Annotated in this window: 15 protein-coding genes; all 15 read left to right on the top strand. The window is 43.2% G+C overall.

The window, feature by feature from the left end:
• The first annotated feature begins 4 nt into the window (after positions 1-4).
• The 15 genes from G630_RS0108190 (at position 5) to G630_RS0108120 (ending at position 22513) form a co-directional block, all read left to right on the top strand.
• Entirely contained in the window at positions 5-1756 is a 1752-nt protein-coding gene (locus G630_RS0108190; RefSeq protein WP_022760292.1) for an ABC transporter ATP-binding protein, read from the top strand.
• Between the two features lie 4 nt (positions 1757-1760).
• Positions 1761-3521, top strand: coding sequence for a hypothetical protein (locus G630_RS0108185; RefSeq protein ID WP_022760291.1), 1761 nt, complete (start codon positions 1761-1763; stop codon positions 3519-3521).
• 53 nt (positions 3522-3574) lie between these two features.
• Positions 3575-4036 (top strand): GtrA family protein, encoded by a 462-nt coding sequence (locus G630_RS0108180; RefSeq protein WP_022760290.1) that lies wholly within the window; start codon positions 3575-3577, stop codon positions 4034-4036.
• Positions 4037-4070: 34 nt separating this feature from the next.
• Entirely contained in the window at positions 4071-5207 is a 1137-nt protein-coding gene (gene rffA, locus G630_RS0108175; protein WP_022760289.1) for a dTDP-4-amino-4,6-dideoxygalactose transaminase, read from the top strand.
• Between the two features lie 23 nt (positions 5208-5230).
• The gene (locus tag G630_RS0108170; protein WP_026498294.1) at positions 5231-7096 is read left to right on the top strand and encodes a hypothetical protein; all 1866 of its coding nucleotides are present in this window, start codon (positions 5231-5233) and stop codon (positions 7094-7096) included.
• Between the two features lie 12 nt (positions 7097-7108).
• Positions 7109-7657: a GNAT family N-acetyltransferase gene (locus G630_RS21220; RefSeq protein ID WP_022760287.1), complete on the top strand. Its 549-nt coding sequence runs from the start codon at positions 7109-7111 to the stop codon at positions 7655-7657.
• Positions 7658-7676: 19 nt separating this feature from the next.
• A complete protein-coding gene (locus G630_RS0108160) occupies positions 7677-8627 on the top strand; it encodes a glycosyltransferase family 2 protein (protein ID WP_022760286.1) in 951 nt (316 codons plus the stop codon).
• Positions 8608-10284 (top strand): DUF6020 family protein, encoded by a 1677-nt coding sequence (locus tag G630_RS0108155; RefSeq protein WP_022760285.1) that lies wholly within the window; start codon positions 8608-8610, stop codon positions 10282-10284. Before G630_RS0108160 ends, G630_RS0108155 begins: the two co-directional genes overlap by 20 nt.
• Positions 10281-12971 (top strand): O-antigen ligase family protein, encoded by a 2691-nt coding sequence (locus G630_RS0108150; RefSeq protein WP_026498293.1) that lies wholly within the window; start codon positions 10281-10283, stop codon positions 12969-12971. The genes G630_RS0108155 and G630_RS0108150 overlap by 4 nt, the downstream gene beginning before the upstream one ends.
• 39 nt (positions 12972-13010) lie before the next feature.
• Positions 13011-14954 carry a polysaccharide biosynthesis protein gene (locus tag G630_RS0108145; protein ID WP_022760283.1) on the top strand — a complete coding sequence of 648 codons (1944 nt, stop codon included), beginning with the start codon at positions 13011-13013 and terminating at the stop codon, positions 14952-14954.
• A 115-nt stretch (positions 14955-15069) separates the two neighbouring features.
• Positions 15070-16350 (top strand): DegT/DnrJ/EryC1/StrS family aminotransferase, encoded by a 1281-nt coding sequence (locus G630_RS0108140; RefSeq protein ID WP_022760282.1) that lies wholly within the window; start codon positions 15070-15072, stop codon positions 16348-16350.
• A gap of 39 nt (positions 16351-16389) precedes the next feature.
• On the top strand, positions 16390-17952 hold the full coding sequence (locus G630_RS24645; protein WP_022760281.1) for a WecB/TagA/CpsF family glycosyltransferase: 1563 nt from the start codon (positions 16390-16392) through the stop codon (positions 17950-17952).
• 242 nt (positions 17953-18194) lie between these two features.
• Positions 18195-18755: a hypothetical protein gene (locus G630_RS0108130; protein WP_022760280.1), complete on the top strand. Its 561-nt coding sequence runs from the start codon at positions 18195-18197 to the stop codon at positions 18753-18755.
• 71 nt (positions 18756-18826) lie between these two features.
• Positions 18827-21283 (top strand): ABC transporter substrate-binding protein, encoded by a 2457-nt coding sequence (locus G630_RS0108125; protein ID WP_044959013.1) that lies wholly within the window; start codon positions 18827-18829, stop codon positions 21281-21283.
• A 243-nt stretch (positions 21284-21526) separates the two neighbouring features.
• Complete coding sequence (locus tag G630_RS0108120) at positions 21527-22513, top strand: ABC transporter permease (RefSeq protein ID WP_022760278.1); 987 nt, start codon at positions 21527-21529, stop codon at positions 22511-22513.
• The last annotated feature ends 3 nt before the right edge of the window (positions 22514-22516 follow it).

Raw genomic sequence — 22516 nt, 5'->3', positions numbered from 1 at the left:
AAACATGAAAAAGATTTATAACAAGATGATGGTCTTATTGGATGGCCGTCAGAAAAAGCAGATGGTGCTCATTGTACTGATGATGCTTTTGGGCGGTATTCTTGAGACACTTGGAATTGCAATGCTGATACCGGCTATGCAGACGATTTTAGAGAAGGATAATTTACCGGAACACAAAAATCTTTATGCTGCTTACAATTTCCTTGGATGTAGCAGCGTAGAGCAGTTTGCGATATTGATATTCCTGTCCATTATATTGATATTTATAGTTAAGAATATAGTGCTTTTTATCATAAATGTTATACAGCTTCGGTTTGTATATACAAATCAGTTTGCTACTTCAAGGCGAATGATGATCAACTTCATGCAAAGACCCTATGAGTATTATTTAAATGCTGATACATCAATAATTCAGAGAAATATAACCTCTGATGTTAACAATATGTATGGTCTTATTTTGAGTTGTCTTCAGCTTATTTCTGAAGTAATAGTGTTTACATGTCTTGTTATCATGTTGCTTATTAAGGATTTCAAGTTGACACTGTTTATTTCAGTATTACTTGTTACGGTTCTTTTGGTTATCAAATATATTATCAAGCCAATCATGGTTAAGGCCGGTCAGGATAACCAGGACTACTACAGCGGACTATTTAAGTGGATTGAAGAGTCTGTTATGGGAATCAAGGAAATAAAGATTGCCAACAAAGAGAATTATTTCATAAACGGCTATGCAGATTGTGGTGCCGGTTATGTGAATGCAGTTCAGAAGTACAATCTTTATAATTCAACGCCAAGACTTCTTATAGAGACTATCGGAATAGCCGGAATGATCGGATATATGCTGGTTATGATTGCGTACGGTAAGGATCTTAATGACATGGTGGGAACAATCACCGTTGTTGGTGCAGCTGCGGCAAGACTCCTTCCCAGTGCAAACAGAATCAACAACTACCTCACTTCGATAGCTTATTTTGAGCCGTTTTTCATGAACGTAAGTGATAACCTCCAGGAGGAGATCAACGACGGTTCTGTTTCTTATAAAGCTGAGGATTACAGGGTGATGAAGCAGGTTGAAAAGCTTCCTGTTCATAAGAGTATAGAGCTTAAAAACATTACCTACCACTATCCGAATTCCGAGGCTTATGTCCTGAAAAATGCAGACATGAGCATTCCGGTTGGAAAGTCAATCGGTATTGTCGGAACCTCAGGTGCCGGTAAGACAACAATCGTTGATATCATGCTGGGATTATTAAAAATCGAGACCGGTGAGATTTTGGCTGATGGCGTTGAGATAAGAGAACATTATCCGGAGTGGCTTAAGAATATAGGTTACATTCCGCAGACAATTTTCATGCTGGATTCAACCATAAGGAAAAATGTTGCCTTTGGTATTCCGGATGAGGATATAGATGATAACAAGGTCTGGGCAGCCCTTAAGGAGGCTCAGCTTGATGAATATGTCAGAGGCCTTCCCGACGGACTTGATACCACTATCGGTGAGAGAGGTATCAGGCTTTCCGGCGGACAGAGACAGCGTATCGGTATCGCAAGAGCGCTCTTTGAGGATCCCGAGGTTCTGGTTCTCGATGAGGCGACCAGTGCGCTTGATAATGAGACCGAGGCAGCGATTATGGATTCCATAAACAGATTGCACGGAAAAAAGACACTTGTAATAATTGCGCACAGACTTCAGACCATCGAGAAGTGCGACATGGTATACAGGGTTGACAGCCAGAAGGTAACACAACAGAGGTGAGGGTATGCTTACACTGAGCGCAGTCAGAGAAAAAATATTCAGACTTAAAAAATATCAGGAACCGCTCGAAAAGTGGGTTTTTCCTATAATTCTGCTTCTGTACCCTCTTATCGGAGTGGCGCAGGGGGTTGATATAACCGACACAACCTACAGCCTTGGGAATTACGAGTATACGGGAAACCTTGATCCCATGTGGATCATTGCGACATACATTCCCAATATGGTGGGCAGATTATTTATGGCGCTTCCCGGCGGAAAAACTATGCTGGGGATGAACATTTACTGCTCCTTTGTGATCAGTGCGACTGCAATCGTGGCGTATTATCTGCTTCAGCGATGGATGCCCGGCTGGATGATGTTCATCGGTGAAATAATCGCCATAAATCTTTGCTGGTGTCCCAGAGTAATTCTTTATAATTATCTGACATATTTTTGCTTCACCACAGGCACGCTTCTTTTGATGCATGCCATGACCGATTATCAGGTCACAAAATGGAAATTTGTATTGGCCGGTTTCTTCTTTGGAATCTCCGTGATGGTGAGATTTCCCAATATTGTCGAAGCGGCCATGATACTTATATTGTGGTACTACGAGGGTATCCATAAAAATAGCTTCAAGGAAATTATGAGAAAAACCGGACTTTGCATTGCGGGATATTTGATAGGTTTTATCATTCCTTTTATTGCAATCAGTATTACCTACGGATTTGGAGCTTATCCCGAAATGATTTCCTCGCTGTTTTCAATGTCCGCCGAAGCAACGGATTATTCGGCAGGAGGAATGGCAGGAGCAATATTAGCGGCATGGTATACAAGCTTTAAGCATATGGTAATCATGATACCCTGCATGATCGTGGGCTCAATCATGTTTTTTATGAAGCCCGGAAGATTTTACTGGATTAAGAGAATATTATATATTGCCGGCATATTTATGCTGCTCTATTACTACTATCAGGAGAGCGTATTTACCAGGAGTTATTTTTACTATGACTCAATGTTTGAACCGGCGATGATGTTCCTGATATGCGGTATCTGCTTCTTTGCTCTCGGTGTTACCAGGGTCCTTCGCGGACAGGCATCGGAGAGAAGCCTTTGCCTTGCGTGCCTTTTGATTATGATAATTACACCGCTTGGAAGCAATAACTATACCTACCCGCTTCTTAACAATCTCTTCATTGTTGCGCCATTTATCATGTGGATGTTCAGAAGAGTGAGACAGGCAGCAGGTGCAAAGGAACTGCACTTTACCTGGAAGGCTATGTATATGGCGATTCTTGTTCTGATATTTTTCCAGAGCACGATCTTTCATTATAAATACAGCTTTGTGGATGGGACTGACGGAACGGAGAGATCCGCTCTTATTGGAACGCAGGAGCTTCCCAAGGCAGCGGGTATGTACACGACACCTGAAAATGCTGACAGCCTTGCGGAGCTAAGTAGTCTATTAAGCAAAGAGGGGCTTAGGGATAAAAAGCTTTTACAGTTCGGAAATGCCCCGGGGCTTTCGTATCTCCTTGACATGGAACCGGCTATTTTCAGTACATGGCCAAATCTTGATTCGAATACAATACAAAAATTTGAAGACGCTATTTCCGGGTTTGAGACGGGCGATAGTACGGAGCTTCCTGTAGTTATCGTGAACCCGAATTTTGAGGGAGAAGTTACGGCAGACAAAAAATACACCATGTTATTGGACTTCCTTGAAACCCTGAAGTATAATAAAATCTTTGAAAGTGACCGCTTTGAAGTTTATGCGGCGAGGTAAGTGACAGTGGAGACGGATTTCTCCGCGAAGATGCTTTTTAAAACGGAGGAATTATGAACAATTTATTGCAACAGATAATGAAGTTTGGACTTGTCGGAGTATTCTGCTTTTTTGTGGATTACTTTCTGTATCTCGGAGCCAACTTTGTATTTACTAAGACAGGTATCGCATCGGTTTTCCCGTATTATTATCTTGTTTCGGGACTTATCGGCTTTACGGTGTCGGTGGTTGTGAACTATATTCTGAGCTTTAAATTTGTTTTTGTCCGCAGAGACGATATGAGTAGGAAAAAGGAGTTTACAATTTTCCTTATCCTCAGCATTATCGGTATGGGACTTAATGAGCTCTGCCTTTACGTAGGTGTTGACCTTATCTACATGCACTGGAAATGGCTCCAGAGCATCATGAGCGAAAGTTTTGCGAAGAACCTGTTCTTCAAGTTCGGAGCTACAGGCATAGTAATGGTATATAACTTTATCACACGAAAGATTTTTCTTGAACAAAAGGACAATTGATTCAGACAACTTTGAAACTGATCGGTGAGAGATTATGAGAATTAATTTTAATGTACCTCCCTATACCGGGAAGGAGATGGAATACATAAAAGAATGTGTGGAAAACCAGAAGATTTGCGGAGACGGTGAGTACACCAAAAAGGATAACGAGTGGTTTGAGAAGAAGACAGGTGTAAACAAGTGCCTTTTGACCACTTCATGTACCCACGCTACTGAGATGTCTGCGATTCTTGCGGGCATTAAGGAGGGGGATGAGGTGATAATGCCCTCCTACACCTTTGTTTCCACAGCAAACGCATTCGTGCTTAGAGGAGCAAAGGTGGTATTCGTCGACATCAGACCGGATACGATGAATATTGATGAAAATCTGATTGAGGCAGCGATAACACCTAAGACCAGGGCAATTGTTCCTGTTCATTATGCGGGTGTTGGCTGTGAGATGGACACCATTATGGACATCGCAAAGCGTCATAACCTTTTTGTTATTGAGGATGCGGCGCAGGGCGTTATGGCAACATATAAGGGAAGAGCCCTTGGCGCGATAGGTGATTTTGGAAATTACAGCTTCCATGAGACCAAGAATTACAGTATGGGAGAGGGCGGAGCGCTTCTTCTTCGCGATGAGACTTTTGTAAACGATGCGATCATCATAAGGGAGAAGGGAACCAACAGAACACTTTACCAGCTTGGAAAGGTTGATAAATATACCTGGCTTCAGCCCGGTTCATCCTATCTTCCGAGTGATATGAATGCGGCATATCTCTATGCACAGCTTCAGATGGCAGATGAGATAAATGATGCGAGAATGGATCACTATAACAGATACATGGAGGCTTTTGCCGATCTCTCGGATGCCGGTAAAATAGAGCTTCCTTATGTTCCGGAGGAATGTAAGCACAACGCGCACATGTTCTATATAAAGTGCAAGGATTTCGAGGAGAGAGAGGGACTTATAAAGTACCTTAAGTCCAACGATATCCTTCCTGCTTCACATTATGTGCCGCTTCATACATCCACGGCCGGCCTTAAGTACAGCAGATTCCATGGCGAAGATAAGTATACGACCAAGGAAAGCTTAAGACTCCTTAGACTGCCGATGTACTATAGTCTTACAAACGAAGATCTTGATGAAGTAGTAATGCGAGTAAAAGAGTATTACAAAGCTATATAATTGCAATGTAGAAAATTAGTGACATGGAAAATAAAAAGAGCTTCCCATCAGCCAATTCTATAATTACAGGTCTCATAACAATTGCTTTTGCAGTTGTTATGGGACTTTTGTACTCTTACTGGTTTGACTTAAACGATGATGTCCTGATGAAGGATATTCTCGCGGGAGTTTTCACGGGTACACCTGAGGGACACAATATCCAGATGCTCTATCCGATAAGCTTCCTGATAAGCCTTGTTTACAAGGTGTTCGGGAAAATTGACTGCTACGGGATATATCTTTTGTTTTGCCAATATGTGAGCTTGTTTGTGCTTGTCAGATCCTTCGCGGGAGTTATTTCGGATATCCTTGTAGACAAGGTCGGACATAAGGCGCCGAAGATAGCGGCGACAGCGATGCGCATAATATGCATTTTAGTGGTTATGGCCGTTTTCCTTACTGTTGTAGGAGGACATTTTGTTATTGTTCAGTACACCTTTGTGGTAGCAATGATGTGCAGTGCGGCAGCAGTTTTATTCTTTGAGAGGAAGGATATAGCGGCGACAGGTTTTATCATACTGGCATTTCTTACAAGGTCAGAGATGTCACTTTTGATGCTTCCTTTTGTGCTTCTTGTGATTTTTTACAGATTTGAGGATGATGGATTTTTTAGGGAAAATGGTTTAAAGAAAAATGCTCTGCCTGTGATAGCAATTGCAGCGGGGATGATAATATGTGAACTCCTTCATTTTGCGGGATATTCCACTAAAGATTGGAGAGAGTTTAATTCTTTTTTTGACAGTAGAACCGAGGTGTACGATTTTTATCAGATACCTTCTTATGATGAGAACAAGGATTTCTATGACAGCATCGGCCTTAAGGAAAGTGAGTATGAGCTTTTGGTCAATTACAATTTCGGCCTGGATGATGCCATAGATGCGGAAAAGATGGCGGAAATTGCCGCCTATGGGAAAAAGCTATATAATGAGAAATCTGTTTTCTACAGACTGGCAGGATGTATTTCACCATATTTGTACAGACTAAGAAGTGTGGCAAAACCGGCGGGTTTTGAATATCCTATGACAGATTCTCCCTGGAATATAGTGACGTGGATCATGTATCTTGTCACCTATGTCATGCTGCTTTTATACGAGAGCAAAAGGCATAAAAAGACCGTGAGCAGGCTACTTTTCGCAGCCTGGAGACCTGCGCTGTTATTTGCCGGAAGAACCCTGATATGGCTTTATATTCTGGTCAGAGGCAGGGATCCGATAAGGATAACTCATTCACTATATCTCATAGAAATTACAGTACTTGTGGTGCTTGTGGAAGAAATGCTAAGGAGAGTCGTGACAGGACCTATCCGCGAAAGGGACAGTGAGAGCGATATGCCAAGGCTCTATGTGACCGAGGTTCTTCATATTTTTGCGGGCTTCTGTCTTGTGGCATTTGCTTCAATGTGTTTCAGGTTTATGGGACCGTCTCTGGCCGTAACCGAGGCGGAGTGTGAGGGTAGAGCAGAATATAACAAAGCCTACGAAGAGCTTTATGATTACTGCGGTATGCACAGTGATAACTTTTATTTTATGGATGTCTATACTTCGGTTGCCTACGAGGATACCGGGTATACCTATTCTCAGAAGATGTTTGGAGAAAGCAATGCTGTCAGCAATGTTACGCTGATGGGAGGCTGGGCATCCAAGAGCCCCATTGAGAAGGAAAAGCTTCGTGCCTTTGGGCTTAGCGAGAACATGGGGAATGCGATTTTTGATGATAAAGCTCTTGTGATAACGGATAAGGATACGGACCTTGAGTGGATGAAGGAATACTACGCCGATGCAGGTAGGACGATCAGTGCTGAGAAGGTTGATGAAGTCGCCGGGGAGTTTTTAGTGTGGGATGTGAGGTAAGGAAGAATAAATATGAAAGTTATAGAAGGTGATAAGGTTTATCTGCGGGAGATAACCTATGACGATACGCCCATGGTTGTGAAGTGGAGAAACAATCCGAGGGTTAGAAACAATTTTATATACAGAGAAGTTTTTACTGATGAGATTCACAACAACTGGATGAAGACCAAGGTGGAGACCGGAGAAGTGGTACAGCTTATCATTTGTCCAAAGGATGCTGCGGATGGTGGCAGAGGCGTTGGAGATAATGAAGATAACCCGGTGGGAAGCGTATATTTAAGAGACATAGATATGAAGGAGAAAACCGCTGAGTACGGGATTTTCATCGGCGAGGATGATGCTACAGGTCATGGGTATGGTAATGAAGCGGCAGAGCTCATGTGCAGGTATGCAGCATCAAAGCTTGGCCTGAAGAGGCTTATACTCAGGGTTTTTGCGGATAATATCTCTGCACTTAAGAGCTATGAACATGCAGGCTTTGTGAAGACAGAGGATCTGCCGAAGGTGCTGTGCTCCGATGGAGAGACCGGGGACATGATACTGATGGAAAAGATACTGTGAAATGGTGTAAAATAACGATATGCGAAATAAATTTGTGAGTTTTGTGATTCCCTGCTATCGCTCGGAACAGACAATTGAAGACGTAATAAATGAAATTGAAGGCGCTATGGACATGCTGGTTCTTTACAGCTACGAAATCATTCTTGTGAATGATTGTTCTCCCGATAACACCTGGGGGAAAATCTGTGAGCTTGTAAAGGAGCATGAGGAGATTAAGGCCTTCAATCTTGCTAAAAATTTTGGGCAGCATGCAGCTATAATGGCGGGCCTTAATGCGTCCAAGGGTGATATTGTGGTATGCCTTGATGACGACGGACAAACTCCCGCGGATGAGGTTGGTAAGCTCCTATATCAGATTGAGAAGGGGGCAGATGTTGTCTATGCAAGATATGCTCATAAAAAGCACAACTTTTTCAGGAATTTCGGCACGGCCATGAATGAGTGGATGGCTAATGTTATGCTGGGTAAGCCCAAGGATCTTCATGTGTCGAGCTATTTTGCGGTCAGAAGATTTGTGGTGGATGAGATGATCAAGTATAAGAGCTCTTATCCGTATGTCATAGGACTGGTCCTTCGAACCACCAGAAATATCGTTAATGTTGATGTTACCCACAGAGCAAGGGAAGTAGGCGAAAGCGGCTATACTTTTTCCAAGCTCATGGGTTTGTGGATAAACGGCTTCACTGCGTTCAGTATTAAGCCGCTTCGTATTGGAACGTTGATGGGCGGTATATTTGCAGCTATCGGATTTTTGTATGGAATATATACCGTGATTAAAAAGATTATGTACCCGGATCTGCCGGCTGTGGGCTTTTCGGCACTTATGTCGGCGATAACCTTCATGTGCGGAATGCTCATGCTTATGGTGGGAATGGCTGGAGAGTATATAGGCAGAATCTATATATCCCAGAATAACAATCCTCAATACGTTATCCGGGATGAGGTTTCGCATGAGAAATCAGAAGAGTAAGAATAAGACCTGGCTGATGCCGGTCTTATTTGGTGTAGGCATGTCCCTGTCTCTGGTTTGGGGATACCAGCTTGAGACATCGGATCATATAGATATAGGCAATATCGGGATGCTGCTTATTTTTCTCCTTCTGTCAGCAGTGATTGCGGCTGCGGTTAAGTACAGCTGGTGCAGGCTTGAGGAGGGAAAAAATAAGGAAACGGGTGGCATAACGGTAATTACCGGGGCGAGGACTATGCTGCAGGCGGCGCGTAGGCGCGGCTATACCGGAGAAGAGTTCTTCAAGGTGTGGATGATGCTGGCGGCCTGCAATTTTGTGGTGCTACTCGGAGTTTTCCCCGGATTTTTTGTCTATGATGCTCAGACAGAGGTTATCGAGGTTTTAAGCAGGAGCTTCAATACTCATCATCCGCTTTTACATGTGCTTCTTCTTGGCGGAAGTGTGGCATTTTTCCATAAGTTTACGGGAAACTATAATGCGGGAATATTCTTCTATATTCTATGTCAGATGCTTCTGATGACACATATATTTACGTATTATTTGAATTTCCTCAAAAAACACGGGGCAGGAGTAAAGGCCAGAAGAATAATAGGAGCTTTTTTCGGACTTTTTCCCACAATTGTCATGTACACCCTGTGTTCTTGTAAGGACGGGCTATTCTCGTCATTTCTTGTGATGACGATTGTTCTGATGCTGGAGTGGGAAGAGCTTACGGGGCGCGGAGAGAAAAAGAAGAAAGCCTGGGAAATCATTGTGTCTGCAGTGCTGATGATGCTTTTTAGGCACAACGGATTTTATGCTTATATTGTCTTTGCTCTTGTTGTGATGATATCGGCAAAGATAATGAGAGAAAAAGATCGGTTCCACAGAGCAACTTTTCTTATAGCTCCGGTGATCATATATTTTTGCATAAACACTGCTATAGGAGCAGTGCTCTCTGCCGAGACGGGTGAGCATCAGGAGATGCTTACTGTGCCGATACAGCAGATTTCGAGAGTTTATTACTACAACCCGGAGAATTTTTCCGGGGAGGAGAAGGAGACCTTACATAAATATCTGAGCGAGGAGGCTCTTTCACACTACACACCCAGAATCTCGGATATATTAAAAATGTATTTTGATAACAAAGCCTATGAGGAGGATAAGGCCTCTTTCTGGAAGCTCTGGGCAAAGAAGGGAATGGAGAATCCCATGAGTTATTTGAACGGGTGGTTTCTGACTTCTTATGGATACTGGTATCCCGGCGCGGTTATCAATGTTTATCAGGGAAATACGGTGTTTACGTTTACCTATGAGGACAGTTCCTATTTCGGATATGAGGTTGAACTTCCGGGAAAAAGACACAGTGCGATTCCGTTTATAGATGCTTTTTACAGAAAGCTTTCAATAGAGAAATTCCAGCAGAATATACCGGTCCTTTCACTTTTGTTTTCGCCGGCTGCTTATTTCTGGGTATTTTTGTATCTTATGATGACAGCTGCCGTGATAAGGAGAGAATCGGGTATGTATCCCTGGATACTCCTGGGACTTGTATGGATGACGGTACTGCTTGGGCCGACTTACCTTGTGAGATATACAGTTTATTTGTGGTATGCGGTTCCGATTCTGATATATACTGTTTTACTGCATAATAATGATGCAGTGGAGGATTTATGAGAAGAAAAGTTGTTTACAGATCTGCAGCTATAAGAGCTGTAATTCTTATATTTGCTTTTTTGGCAATTGTTTCCGTGTTCCCGCTACGAATATGGCAAAGAACCATTACCGAGAGGGGCGGCGGGGATATCGTCCAGACTTCGGACAGAGTAAATGATTATCACGACGTGGTCCAGAAATTCATTGCTCAGTATGACAGGCTTGAATCAATAGACATATATGTTGACAGTGTCGAGCTAGGCAATTATATGAGCCTGGTATTCTATAACGAAAATATGGAGGAAGTCTACCAGAGGTTTGTGTATCTGAGGGATGCCGAGCTTCCGGGGTATCTTAATGTGAGAGTGGGGCTTGACCTCAATGTCGGTGAGACCTACACTATGATACTTAACGGAGCGTTTTCTACTTATTATGTAGCCTATGAGCATGCCGGCGAGGATACATCACCCTATTTCGTATCCTTTGCATATCATGATACCAGTGTTGAAGGCGTTCAGCTTGCAGCAAAGTATAATTACACTCAGCCTCTTTCCAAGAAGGTTTCGGGCTTTATCATACTTGTGGTCATTCTTCTTGCTGCTGCGCTGTTAGGTTTGCAAAAGCTGATATTTGCAGATAAGGAAGATCCGCTTATTTCTGTTCATAAAGTTATTAAATATGTCGGCAATCCCATCGCTGCCGTAATGACTCTTGCGATGATGATACTGATCTGGCCGATGAAATATTTTGACATCAGGCCTGTTGAAAATCTTTTCCTTGAGTTAGGGGTGATAATTGCTGCAGGATTTGTATTTTATGCGATAAACCATGAAAGTGATGCGACTCTTGACGTAAAGCTCTGGCATAATGTCAAAAACATTCTTCAGATGTCTGCAATCGCAGCTGCGATATGGTTTTGCTGTGAGTACATGAATGCTCTTTATACTATTTATCAGACTCTGGCAGAGAGAAAGGAGATGATCTGTCTCCTGATTTTCCTGTGTCTGCTATTCCCTGCGGATAGGATATTCAAGGAACATAATGTCTACTATTGCGCAGCGGCGATCGTGCTTGGAGTGATCTACAGAATCATGCATCTTCTCCCGGAGACAGAGAAGGAGTATGACCTTCATAATGCTGCAATGACTTATGGGGTTATTGTGGTTATACTTGCGGGCTTCATATTGCTGAATTTTGCAGTGGAGTTATATCACAGAGTACATGAGAAGGCTGAGAAAAAAGCGATATCCCAATATAAGATCAGTATTTTCGGAATAGTTCTTCTGGTGCTATTTGCAGTATTGGTAGTATTCAGGAATACAAGATGGTGGGGAGTTGCACTTGCAGCTTTTGCCATAGGCCTTATGCTCAGTTACTGGTTATACGGATTTAAGGAGTATTCGGAGCTTATCATAGGCGGACTTCTTCTGAATTTTGTAGTTTCCATGCTTTATTGCTGGATGTATAGAAGCTTTGCGGCATTCAATACAGGAAGATATGCCTTCGTTTTTCATACGGTAACCATAACCGCAGAGTATATGACTGTGATGGAATGCGCTTCTGCTGTGCTTCTTCTGTATAAGATATATCTGACCAGAGAAATGACGTCCTTCGCAGCAAGAATTAAATATCTCTGGAAGGAATTCATTTTATTTGGCTTTGTGACATCCTACATGATGTTTACAATTTCCAGAACATCCTACCTTGCATGCCTCGTGATGTTTATCTGCATGTTTGTGCTCACATCGGGTGACTGCAAAAAAGGTAAGCTTCGCTATCTGGGGATTCAGATAGGAACCATGGCACTTGCGGTAATACTGAGTTTTCCGGCAGCATTTATGCTACAGAGAACTATGCCGGCAATTGTGGCAAGACCGAAAAAATTCCTGGTTGAAACCGGCAATTTCGGACTTTACGGAGGCGGACAGCCGGACAGCCATCTCTATATGAGTATCGAGAGATTTGTGGATCTTTTCGCTGAAAAGATACTGAATATAGATGTGATGGATTACAATTATCCGGAGGATATCGAGAACTACAATAGCAAAGGAAAGTCAACTATAGGTGAAAACGGAGTTCCGCTTACTGAAGATCAGTCAGACAGGATGATGTATACACTTCCGGAAATAGTTGCTTCCAAGCAGACCGATCCTGAGATAAAGGAATACCTGATGGAGACCGGAGGAAATGAGCTCTTTGCCAGAATGGAAGCAGAGGCAGCTGCAGCGGAAGCTATGGTGTCCGCAGACAGTGGAGAGAATACTGACGAAGTTCAGGAGGAGAACGCTGAAGAAAACAGCGGAACACCGGAGGACGGAATTGAGGAATTTTCCAATGGAAGGATAACTATTTTTAAGGCATATCTTAAGCAGATGACGCCTTTTGGACATGATGAGATGGGAGCTGAACTTCCATCCGGAGAGATTGCGGTTCATGCACATAATACGTACCTTCAGGTGATGTATGATAACGGAATTTTGGCGGGAATCGTATTCTTCCTTATGTTTGTTTGCGCATTTTTCAGCGGGATTATATTCTATTTAAAGAGCAGGGATTATGCACCCGGAGCATTGTTTGCCTTTGCCATGATAGTTGGAGTGGGTGTGGCAGCTCTGTCAGAGTGGGTGTTCCAGTTCAGTAATCCCATGGCTGTAGCTCTTTTGATGGCGCTTATGCCAATTGCTTTTAAGAATAGAAAATCTGCCTAAGGTATGATAAAAAATCGATTTATGATATTATAAAATGATATGAAACAGGAAAAGAAACCATTTAATTTTGCAAAATTTTATAGAAGAACGGGTCTGATCATCTATGATATTCTCAGTATCATAATTGCCAGTTACCTTGCACTCCTGATGAGATATGAGTTCAATATTGATCTTGTTCCGTATGAATTTATGGAACCGGTTTCGAACTTTCTTATCATCAATGTTGTGCTCTCGCTGTTGTTTTTCTATTTTTTCAGACTATATAACAGCTTGTGGGCATATGCGGGGGAGACAGAACTTCAGAATCTGGTTATGGCATGTGTGGCTTCCGGTGTTATGAATGCCGTCGGCCTTCAGTTTTTCAGAGTCGGGAGACAGCCTGTTCCGCAGAGCTATTACTTTCTGTACACCTTTATTCTGATCACACTTATTTTTGTAAGCAGGTTCAGCTACAGGTTTTTCAGGAGCGTAAAGCATAAGACCGAGAACAGGAAAAACACTATCTCTGTAATGGTGATAGGTGCCGGTGAGTCCGGCAATATAATTATCAAAGAGATTGTAAACAGCAATTTCTCCACCATGGTTATCAGATGTATCATCGATGACGACAGAAGCAAGTGGGGACATTATATTCAGGGAATCCGCGTAGTCGGTGGCAGAGACAAGATCCTTGAATGTGCCGATCTCTATGATATTGATGAGATTATAGTAGCTATACCTTCACTTTCAAGAAGTGAGATGAGAAAACTTCTCGATCTGTGTAAGGAGACAAACTGTAAGCTTCGTTCACTTCCCGGTGTATATCAGCTGGTTAACGGCGAAGTTAATGTTAGTAAGCTTCGTGAGGTTGAGGTTGAGGATCTTCTCGGAAGAGATCCAATTGCGGTTGACCTGAACCAGATTGCAGGATATGTTAGCGGCAAGACCGTACTTGTTACAGGTGGCGGCGGATCCATCGGATCGGAGCTCTGCAGACAGATCGCAAATCACAAACCCGAGAGACTTGTGATCGTAGATATTTACGAAAACAATGCCTATGATATCCAGCAGGAGCTTAAGAGGAACCACCCGGAGCTTGACCTTGTGGTCCTTATAGCTTCTGTGCGTAACACAAACAGAATCAACAGGATTTTTGAGGAGTACAAGCCTCAGATCGTGTACCATGCTGCGGCTCATAAGCATGTACCGCTCATGGAAGACAGCCCGAACGAGGCAATTAAAAATAACGTATTCGGAACTTTTAAGACAGCGATGGCAGCCGCTATGAACGGATGTCAGAAGTTTGTCATGATCTCCACGGATAAGGCTGTAAATCCGACCAATATCATGGGTGCCAGCAAGAGAATCTGTGAGATGATAGTCCAGACCTTCAACAAGCACTATGATACGGAGTTTGTTGCAGTCAGATTCGGTAACGTGCTTGGCTCCAACGGTTCGGTTATTCCGCTTTTCAAAAAGCAGATTATGGCAGGAGGACCCGTAACAGTTACGGACCCCAATATTATCAGATATTTCATGACTATACCGGAGGCTGTCAGCCTCGTAATGCAGGCGGGCGCCTATGCAAAGGGTGGAGAGATATTTGTCCTCGATATGGGAGAACCTGTGAGAATTCTTGACCTGGCAGAAAACCTTATTAAGCTTTCGGGATATAAGGTAGGTGAGGATATCAAGATTGAGTTCACGGGACTTAGACCCGGAGAGAAGCTCTATGAGGAGATGCTCATGGATGAAGAGGGTCTTCAGGATACCGCGAACAGAATGATACATATCGGCAAGCCTATAAATATGGACGATATGAAGTTCTTTTCACAGCTTGAGGAGCTGAACGGAGCGTCCAAGGCTGAGCATGCCGACGAGATACGAGAGATTGTTCAGAAGATAGTAACAACCTATCACCCGGAGGATAATGCAGATTCGCACTCGATCGAGCACCAGAAAGCGCTCGAACGTGCAGCGGAGCTCATTAATGAGACGGAATGATTAGATATTAAAAAGCCTTCCCCTGGGGGCGCTCGACGTCCGGGGGACGTCGGTTCAGCGCGGACCGGAGTGGAACGGAGACAGGTGTCAGCGAAGCTGACGGATGAGGGTATATATGGACAGATTTGAAGGAATAAAAAGATTCGAAAACAAAGTATGGCTTTCATCTCCCACTATGCACGGAGACGAGCTTAAGTGGATAAATGCAGCAATTGAGGCCAACTGGGTATCAACCATTGGCGAGAACATCAATGAATCGGAGAGAATGATTCAGGAGAAGGTCGGAAGAAAGTATGCTATCGGGCTCAGTTCCGGAACTGCAGCACTTCATCTTGCTATGAGACTTGCAGGTGAAAAGCTATACGGACCAAAGCCCGCAAATGTCGGAACTCTGGCAGGACATAAGGTATTCTGCTCCGATATGACTTTTGATGCAACTGTTAATCCCATCGCCTACGAGGGCGGAGAAGCTGTTTTTATCGATACGGAATATGACAGCTGGAACATGAGCCCCGAAGCTCTGGAGAAGGCCTTTGAGATATATCCCGATGTTAAGCTGATAGTGGTTGCCTATTTGTACGGAACTCCCGGCAAGATAAATGAAATCAGAGAGATTGCCGACAGACACGGTGCTCTTATAATAGAGGACGCCGCTGAATCGCTTGGCGCAACCTATGAAGGCGAACAGACCGGAAAATTTGGAGATTACAGCGTTATTTCCTTTAACGGAAATAAGATTATTACCGGAAGTTCAGGCGGAATGCTGCTTACGGACAGCGAAGCCGACTGTCATAAGGTAAGGAAACTGAGCACACAGGCCAGAGAGGATGCTCCCTGGTATCAGCATGAGGAACTTGGATACAACTACCGCATGTCCAATATTGTTGCCGGTGTTGTAAGGGGACAGATCCCATATCTTGATGAGCATATCGCACTAAAGAAAAAAGTATATGACAGATACAAAGAGGGATTAAAGGATCTGCCGGTTTCAATGAACCCGGTTCCGGATAATTGTGAGCCCAACTATTGGCTTAGCTGCATGATTATTGATAAGGACGCCATGTGCCCTCACGTGAGGTCTGAGAGAAAAGCTCTTTATAATCACGAAGCCGGGAAATCTTGTCCCACAGAGATTCTGGATGCAATTGCAGCTTTCAATGCTGAGGGAAGACCTATCTGGAAGCCCATGCATATGCAGCCGATTTACAGGAACAACATCTTTGTGACAGCGGAGGGTATTCTTCGCGGTCGCAGTAATGCGTATATTGATGAGGGAACTGCCGCCGATATCAGTATGGATATTTTTGAGAGGGGACTCTGCCTTCCTTCGGATATCAAGATGACTGAGGAGGAGCAGGACATCGTTATTGATATTATCCACAGATGTTTTAAATAAAAGATTCTCCGAATAATCAAGGAATGAGGGTCGTTTGCTATGAGCTTGTCTCGCTCACATAAAAGAAGAAGAATTTTATTGTTTGTTGATGGCGTATCGCTTACGCTTTCTTATATTGTCATGATTACTCTGCGTTTTCAGTGGTATTTTAAGAGGGAGTGGATGATACCGCTCTATTCCATGCTGTTCATCATGGAAATCCTTTTTGCCACACTTGTTAATGTTTACAGAGGAAGAAGCCTTGATTATAAGCCGATAGAGGACAGCGATCCCCTTGAAGTTTTTGTTGAGTTTTTTAAGAACCAGGTGATACTTTTTGTGTTTATGCTGGTGGTTCTTATGGCTACCAAGAATACCCAGCTGGTATCACGACTTGCAATGGGTATTCTGGTTATAACCAATTTTGTCTTTGTTTTCACATTCAGAATGCTCTATAGAGCAATTCTTATCAAAAGCGGTAATCCTGAATTCCACAGGAGAAAGATTGCCGCACTTGTCTATTCACCGGATATTAATGCGGCAAGGGCCCATCTTGAAAAGGAACTTGGGCTCGAGTTTTCACTGGAAGGTATACATCCCCTTGACGAGGCATACCCTGAGGCGGGTATAAGACTTTCCAATGAGGATGCGGTCATAAAGAAGCGGGAAGAACTGGTTGATGCGGTTCGAAATTCCGGTTGCAGTGATGTCTTTATATGTATTCCCGATAAATTGGAATTGGCAGATTTTGTCAGAAATGATCTTGTTAGAAGATTTGGTAACGTCGGTATTAACACTTACTATGCATTGTCCATGGACGGGCAGTGGATTACAGGCAATCTTATAAGAGAACTTGGCTATTATCAGGCGACTTACTATACCGCTATGGTAAAAAGATGTAATGTACTGGGTGTCAATTTTGCTGTATCTAATGTAGAAAATGCAGTGCGGTATGTTCGAAGCCACATCAGAGATTTCTTCGGAAAATATATCTGCTTCTGTAATGTACATACAACTGTCGAAGCAAGCGAGAATGCAGACTACATGAAAATACAGAATTCTTCGGCACTGACATTTCCGGACGGACAGCCTATAGTAAACAGGATTCAGAAGGCGGGCTATGTCAAAGCGGAGAGAATAGCGGGACCGGATTTCATGGAGGCAATGTTTAACTCCACCATGGACGGAAAACTGTCGCATTTCTTTTACGGCTCGTCAGAGGAGACTATAGCGCTTTTAAAGGAAAAACTTCCGGAGAGATTTCCGGGAATGGATATCAGAGGCTTCTATTCACCGCCGTTTAGAGAACTGACGGAAGCGGAGGATGAAGAGATTGTGGAGATGCTCAATTCATCCGGTGCGGACCTTGTGTGGATAGGACTTGGTGCTCCGAAGCAGGAAAAATGGATGGCGGCGCATGAAGGAAAGATACATGGAGTTATGCTCGGAGTGGGTGCCGGTTTCAATTTTTTTGCCGGAAATATAAAAAGAGCACCGAGGTGGGTCAGGAAAATCGGTATGGAATGGCTCTACAGATTGTTCCAGGATCCAAAACGTCTTTTCAAGAGATACTTTGAGTCAAATATAAAGTTTATTTGGAAAGCCATTTTTATGGGAAAATAAGAAAACGTAGATTTCATCGCGTTTCCAAGGTAGCACGTTACTATAACAGAGTGTCCGCCACACAAAGACAAAAGTGCGCGAGTGCTTGACTTATTTTATCTATTTGATATAATTTAATCTCGGTTAAGACTTAAAATAATCAATATTGTAATGCTTACATTAAGAACAACGGCGTTCCTACTTGCAGGGTGTAAGTGCGGGAGCGCTTATTATATTTATACAGAAACAGGATTTTTGGGGTAATGAGTATTCTGCACAATCCGTACAAGGGCGATTACGATCATGTTCCCGAGATGGATAAAAAAGGGAGGTTTCGTGATAGATTCTTCTATAAAGGGGATATCTATGTGCTTCCTTATGGCGAAACTGAAAAGAAAAAGACCTATTTGCCATGCCTGCTTTTCGGAGCAGGAATATTCGCTGCACTTGTGGTACAGGGCCTTGTGAATCAGACCTCTTCACGTACATTGTGGGTGGTGCTGCCTTATTTCTGTCAGTTTTTGCCGGTACTTTTCTTCCTTATAGGAATTGTGGAATTTGCGGGCGCTACTCCGAGAATGACAAGACAGCAGTATGACAAGGGCGTAGGGCGTATGCATTTTTGCGGTATAGCCGTGATCGTGATGGCGGCTCTCAGCACTGTATGCGAAGTTGTTTATCTGATTATCAGGAGAGGACAGTATGATATCGTCCGTGAACTGATATACTTGTTTCTGCATGTGCCGGTGATTGTTCTGGCGTGCTTTTTTGCGAGATATTACAATAAGAAGTTTTCCGGAATATCGGTTGAATCCGGTAAATAATTATTGGTGACAGCCACGAGTGTGGATGCACATAAATACCAGGGGGAGTAAACCCCGGAATGGAGGGTAACATGAAAAAGTTAGGCAAATTTCTGGCATTAGGACTTGCCGGAACAATGGTTGTTTCAGCTGTTGGTTGTGGCGGCAATGCTAACACAGGCGCAGACACTACAACAACCGAATCTGCAGACACAGCTGAGTCTACTGCAGAAGCTTCAACTGAGGAAGCTGCTGATGCTACAGAGGCAGAGACAGAGTCCACAGAAGAAGCAGGAGAGGCTACTGAGAGCACAGGAAGCGGAGCTCCTCTTGTAATCGGAGAGTCAGAGTTTTCTGAGAAGTTCAGTCCTTTCTTTGCAAACACTGCTTACGATATCAACGTAGAGCAGATGACATCAATCCCGTTACTTAAGGTTGATCGTCTCGGTGAAGTTATTATGAATGGTATCGAGGGTGAGACCAAAGAGTATGATGGTAACTCTTATGAGTACAAGGGACCTGCTGATTGCGTAATTACTGAGAATGAGGATGGCACAGTAGACTACGCATTTAAGATGCGTGATGATATTAAGTTCTCTGATGGTGAACCAGTTACTATCGACGACGTTATTTTCACAATGTATGTACTTTCAGATCCTTCCTTCGATGGATCAGCAACATTCAATGCACTTCCTATCAAGGGAATGGAAGCATACAGAAGTGGTTCTGACACACTCTTCAACCTTCTTATCAAGGCTGGTGAGGATAACACAGACTTCACATATTTCACAGAGGATGAGCAGAAGAAGTTCTGGGAGACAGACTTCCCTGCAGCTAAGGAACAGTTCATCAATGATATCGCTGATTACTGCACAGCTAATGGCGCTGTATCTGATGATGAGGATATCGCTAAGGATCCTATTGCAAACGCAATGGCTAACTGGGGCTATGGTAAAGCAGAAGGCGGCGTTCTTACAGCTCCTTCAGGTGCAACCTTCGATGTTAAGGGTGGCACAGCTCCTACAGTTGATGATTTCTGGAATGAGATCATGGCTGCTTATGACAATGACGTAATGACAGCTACAGATACTGAGAAGGCTGGCGACGGCATTCTTGATATGCTTGGTGACGAGTATAAGAACTCAGTTGAGACTGGTGATTCAGCTGCTTCAATTGAGGGTATTGAGAAAATCAGCGACACAGAGATGGTAGTACATATGGAGAAGCTTGATGCTACAGCTATTTACAGCCTTTGCTTAGAGATCGCTCCTCTTCACTACTATGGTGATAAGTCTCTCTTTGACTATGACAACAATAGCTTTGGTTTCACAAAGGGTGACCTTTCAAGCGTAAGAGCAAAGACAACTCAGCCTCTTGGCGCAGGCCCCTATGTATTTGATAAGTATGAGAACAAGATCGTTTACTTCACAGCAAACGAGGACTACTATCTTGGCGCTCCTGTAATCAAGGAAGTACAGATGAAGGTTACACAGCAGTCTGATGCTGAGCCTGCTATAGTACAGGGCACACTTGATGTTGCTGAGCCTTCAGCCAACAAGTCCACACTTGAGCAGATCGCTGGTGACAACTCAAACGGCGAGCTTACAGGTGATAAGATTTCTACTTCACTTGTAGATAATAATGGTTATGGTTACATCGGAATGAACTCTGAGAACGTTAAGGTTGGTTCAGATCCCGGAAGTGAAGAGTCTAAGGCTCTTCGTAAGGCTATCGCAACTGTTCTCGCTGTTCACAGAGACGTAGTTGTTGATTCTTACTACGGCGATGCAGCTAACGTTATCAACTATCCTATTTCCAACACATCATGGGCAGCACCTCAGGCTTCAGATCCTGATTACAAGGTTGCTTTCTCAACAGATGTTGACGGAAATCCTATCTACACAGACGGCATGAGCGAAGATGAGAAGTATGATGCAGCTATTCAGGCAGCACTTGGCTTCTTCGAGAAGGCCGGCTATACAGTATCAGATGGCAAGCTTACAGCAGCTCCCGAGGGTGCTAAGCTTTCATACGAGGCTATGATCCCTGCTGATGGTAAGGGTGATCACCCTTCATTCGGTATCCTTACAGCAGCTAAGGAAGACCTTGCTAAGATCGGTTTTGACCTTATCATCAATGACCTTTCAGATTCTTCAGTTCTTTGGACATCAACTGAAGGTGGAACAGCTGAGATCTGGTGTGCAGCTTGGGGCGGATCAATGGATCCTGATATGTATCAGGTTTACCACTCAGATGGCGGTTCTGCTTACATGTATAGAATCAACCAGAAGGAGCTTGATGATCTTGTAGTTGAAGGACGTTCAACAACTGATCAGGCAGTTCGTAAGGCTATCTATAAGGAAGCCCTTGACTATGTAGTTGACTATGCTGTTGAGATTCCTGTATATCAGAGACAGAATTGCTCAATTTATGCAACAGAGCGTGTAGATGTTGATAATTCTGAGATGCTTCACGATGAGACAACATATTATAACTTCTTTGCAAGCACTAGTGCACATGATGGCATTCAGTCACTTATGACTAAGTAATTCGTATTTATAACAGAATACGCATAACTTTGTCCGTGGGGGTCACTTTGGCTCCCACGGACATGTTATGTACTTTTTTACTTCACAGCTTTAAAACGGTAGAGAATAGAATTATCAATTTATATAATTGGCCTTGAAAATAATATTTCGCAAAGTGAAATTTTATATATAGATGGCATGACTCCCCGAGTAATGCAGACACAATAGGTAGAAGATATTTAATTAGAAGGAGTATAGACACCAATGAAGAAATTCATACTTAAACGTCTACTCATATCAGTAGTATTATTGTTTTTCGTATCTATGATCATTTACACGATCATGAGGTGTATGCCTACATCATACGTTGAACAGCAGGCAATGGCTTTGTCGACAAAGCCCGGTGCTAAAAGTTACTCTGAATGGGTAGAACAGCTCAATGCACAATATGGCTTGGACACGGGGGTAATCCAGGGCTACTTTAAATGGGCTTCAAAGGCAATAACACTTGATTTCGGTGATTCCTGGTATTGGAATCAGCCTGTATTACAGAAATTTGGCAGCGTTATCTGGTATTCATTTGCACTTGGCCTTGTAACTTTTATTTTGGAAATTATAATCGCTATACCTGCGGGTGTTTCCGCTGCAAGAAAACAGTATTCTGCAACTGATTATACTGTTACGGTAATCGCACTTATCGGAATTTCACTTCCGAGCTTTTTCTTTGCGACGATTTTGAAATATATACTTTCAGTAAAGCTGGGTTGGCTTGATCTTTATGGTATTGTTGGAAGAATGCATGAGAGCTATTCATCAACGGGTAAAATCCTGGATATGGCTCGTCATATGATCATGCCTGTTATCACACTTACTGTTGTAAGTGTTGGTTCACTTATGCGTTATACAAGAACTAACATGCTTGAGGTTCTGAATGCAGATTATATCAGAACAGCAAGAGCAAAGGGACTTTCTGAGGACAGAGTAGTAAACTACCATGCTTTCAGAAATACACTTATCCCGATTGTTACACTTCTTGGCGGATCACTTCCGGGACTGTTCTCAGGAGCTATGATTACTGAGACACTGTTCCAGATCCCCGGTATTGGATATACATCATATCAGTGCGTAGTGCAGGGAGATATTCCCTTCGTTATGTTCTATATGGTATTTATGGCAGTGCTCATTTTGCTGGGCAACCTTATCGCTGATATTCTCTATGCGGTAGTTGACCCGAGAGTCAGAGTAAACTAAGGA

This window comes from Butyrivibrio sp. WCD2001 (assembly GCF_000424485.1).
In the GTDB taxonomy this organism is placed as follows: domain Bacteria; phylum Bacillota; class Clostridia; order Lachnospirales; family Lachnospiraceae; genus Butyrivibrio.
The sequence above is the reverse complement of the archived record's forward strand: the minus strand, read 5'-3'. Positions and strand labels throughout refer to the sequence as shown.

Excerpts from the sequence above, each read along its gene's own strand:
- G630_RS0108125 (WP_044959013.1), top strand. The coding sequence starts at position 18,827 with ATGAAAAAGTTAGGCAAATTTCTGGCATTAGGACTTGCCGGAACAATG.
- G630_RS0108180 (WP_022760290.1), top strand. The coding sequence starts at position 3,575 with ATGAACAATTTATTGCAACAGATAATGAAGTTTGGACTTGTCGGAGTA.
- G630_RS0108160 (WP_022760286.1), top strand. The coding sequence starts at position 7,677 with ATGCGAAATAAATTTGTGAGTTTTGTGATTCCCTGCTATCGCTCGGAA.
- G630_RS0108145 (WP_022760283.1), top strand. The coding sequence starts at position 13,011 with ATGAAACAGGAAAAGAAACCATTTAATTTTGCAAAATTTTATAGAAGA.
- G630_RS0108130 (WP_022760280.1), top strand. The coding sequence starts at position 18,195 with ATGAGTATTCTGCACAATCCGTACAAGGGCGATTACGATCATGTTCCC.
- G630_RS21220 (WP_022760287.1), top strand. The coding sequence starts at position 7,109 with ATGAAAGTTATAGAAGGTGATAAGGTTTATCTGCGGGAGATAACCTAT.
- G630_RS0108150 (WP_026498293.1), top strand. The coding sequence starts at position 10,281 with ATGAGAAGAAAAGTTGTTTACAGATCTGCAGCTATAAGAGCTGTAATT.
- G630_RS0108120 (WP_022760278.1), top strand. The coding sequence starts at position 21,527 with ATGAAGAAATTCATACTTAAACGTCTACTCATATCAGTAGTATTATTG.
- rffA (WP_022760289.1), top strand. The coding sequence starts at position 4,071 with ATGAGAATTAATTTTAATGTACCTCCCTATACCGGGAAGGAGATGGAA.
- G630_RS0108170 (WP_026498294.1), top strand. The coding sequence starts at position 5,231 with ATGGAAAATAAAAAGAGCTTCCCATCAGCCAATTCTATAATTACAGGT.
- G630_RS0108190 (WP_022760292.1), top strand. The coding sequence starts at position 5 with ATGAAAAAGATTTATAACAAGATGATGGTCTTATTGGATGGCCGTCAG.
- G630_RS0108140 (WP_022760282.1), top strand. The coding sequence starts at position 15,070 with ATGGACAGATTTGAAGGAATAAAAAGATTCGAAAACAAAGTATGGCTT.
- G630_RS0108185 (WP_022760291.1), top strand. The coding sequence starts at position 1,761 with ATGCTTACACTGAGCGCAGTCAGAGAAAAAATATTCAGACTTAAAAAA.
- G630_RS0108155 (WP_022760285.1), top strand. The coding sequence starts at position 8,608 with ATGAGAAATCAGAAGAGTAAGAATAAGACCTGGCTGATGCCGGTCTTA.
- G630_RS24645 (WP_022760281.1), top strand. The coding sequence starts at position 16,390 with ATGAGCTTGTCTCGCTCACATAAAAGAAGAAGAATTTTATTGTTTGTT.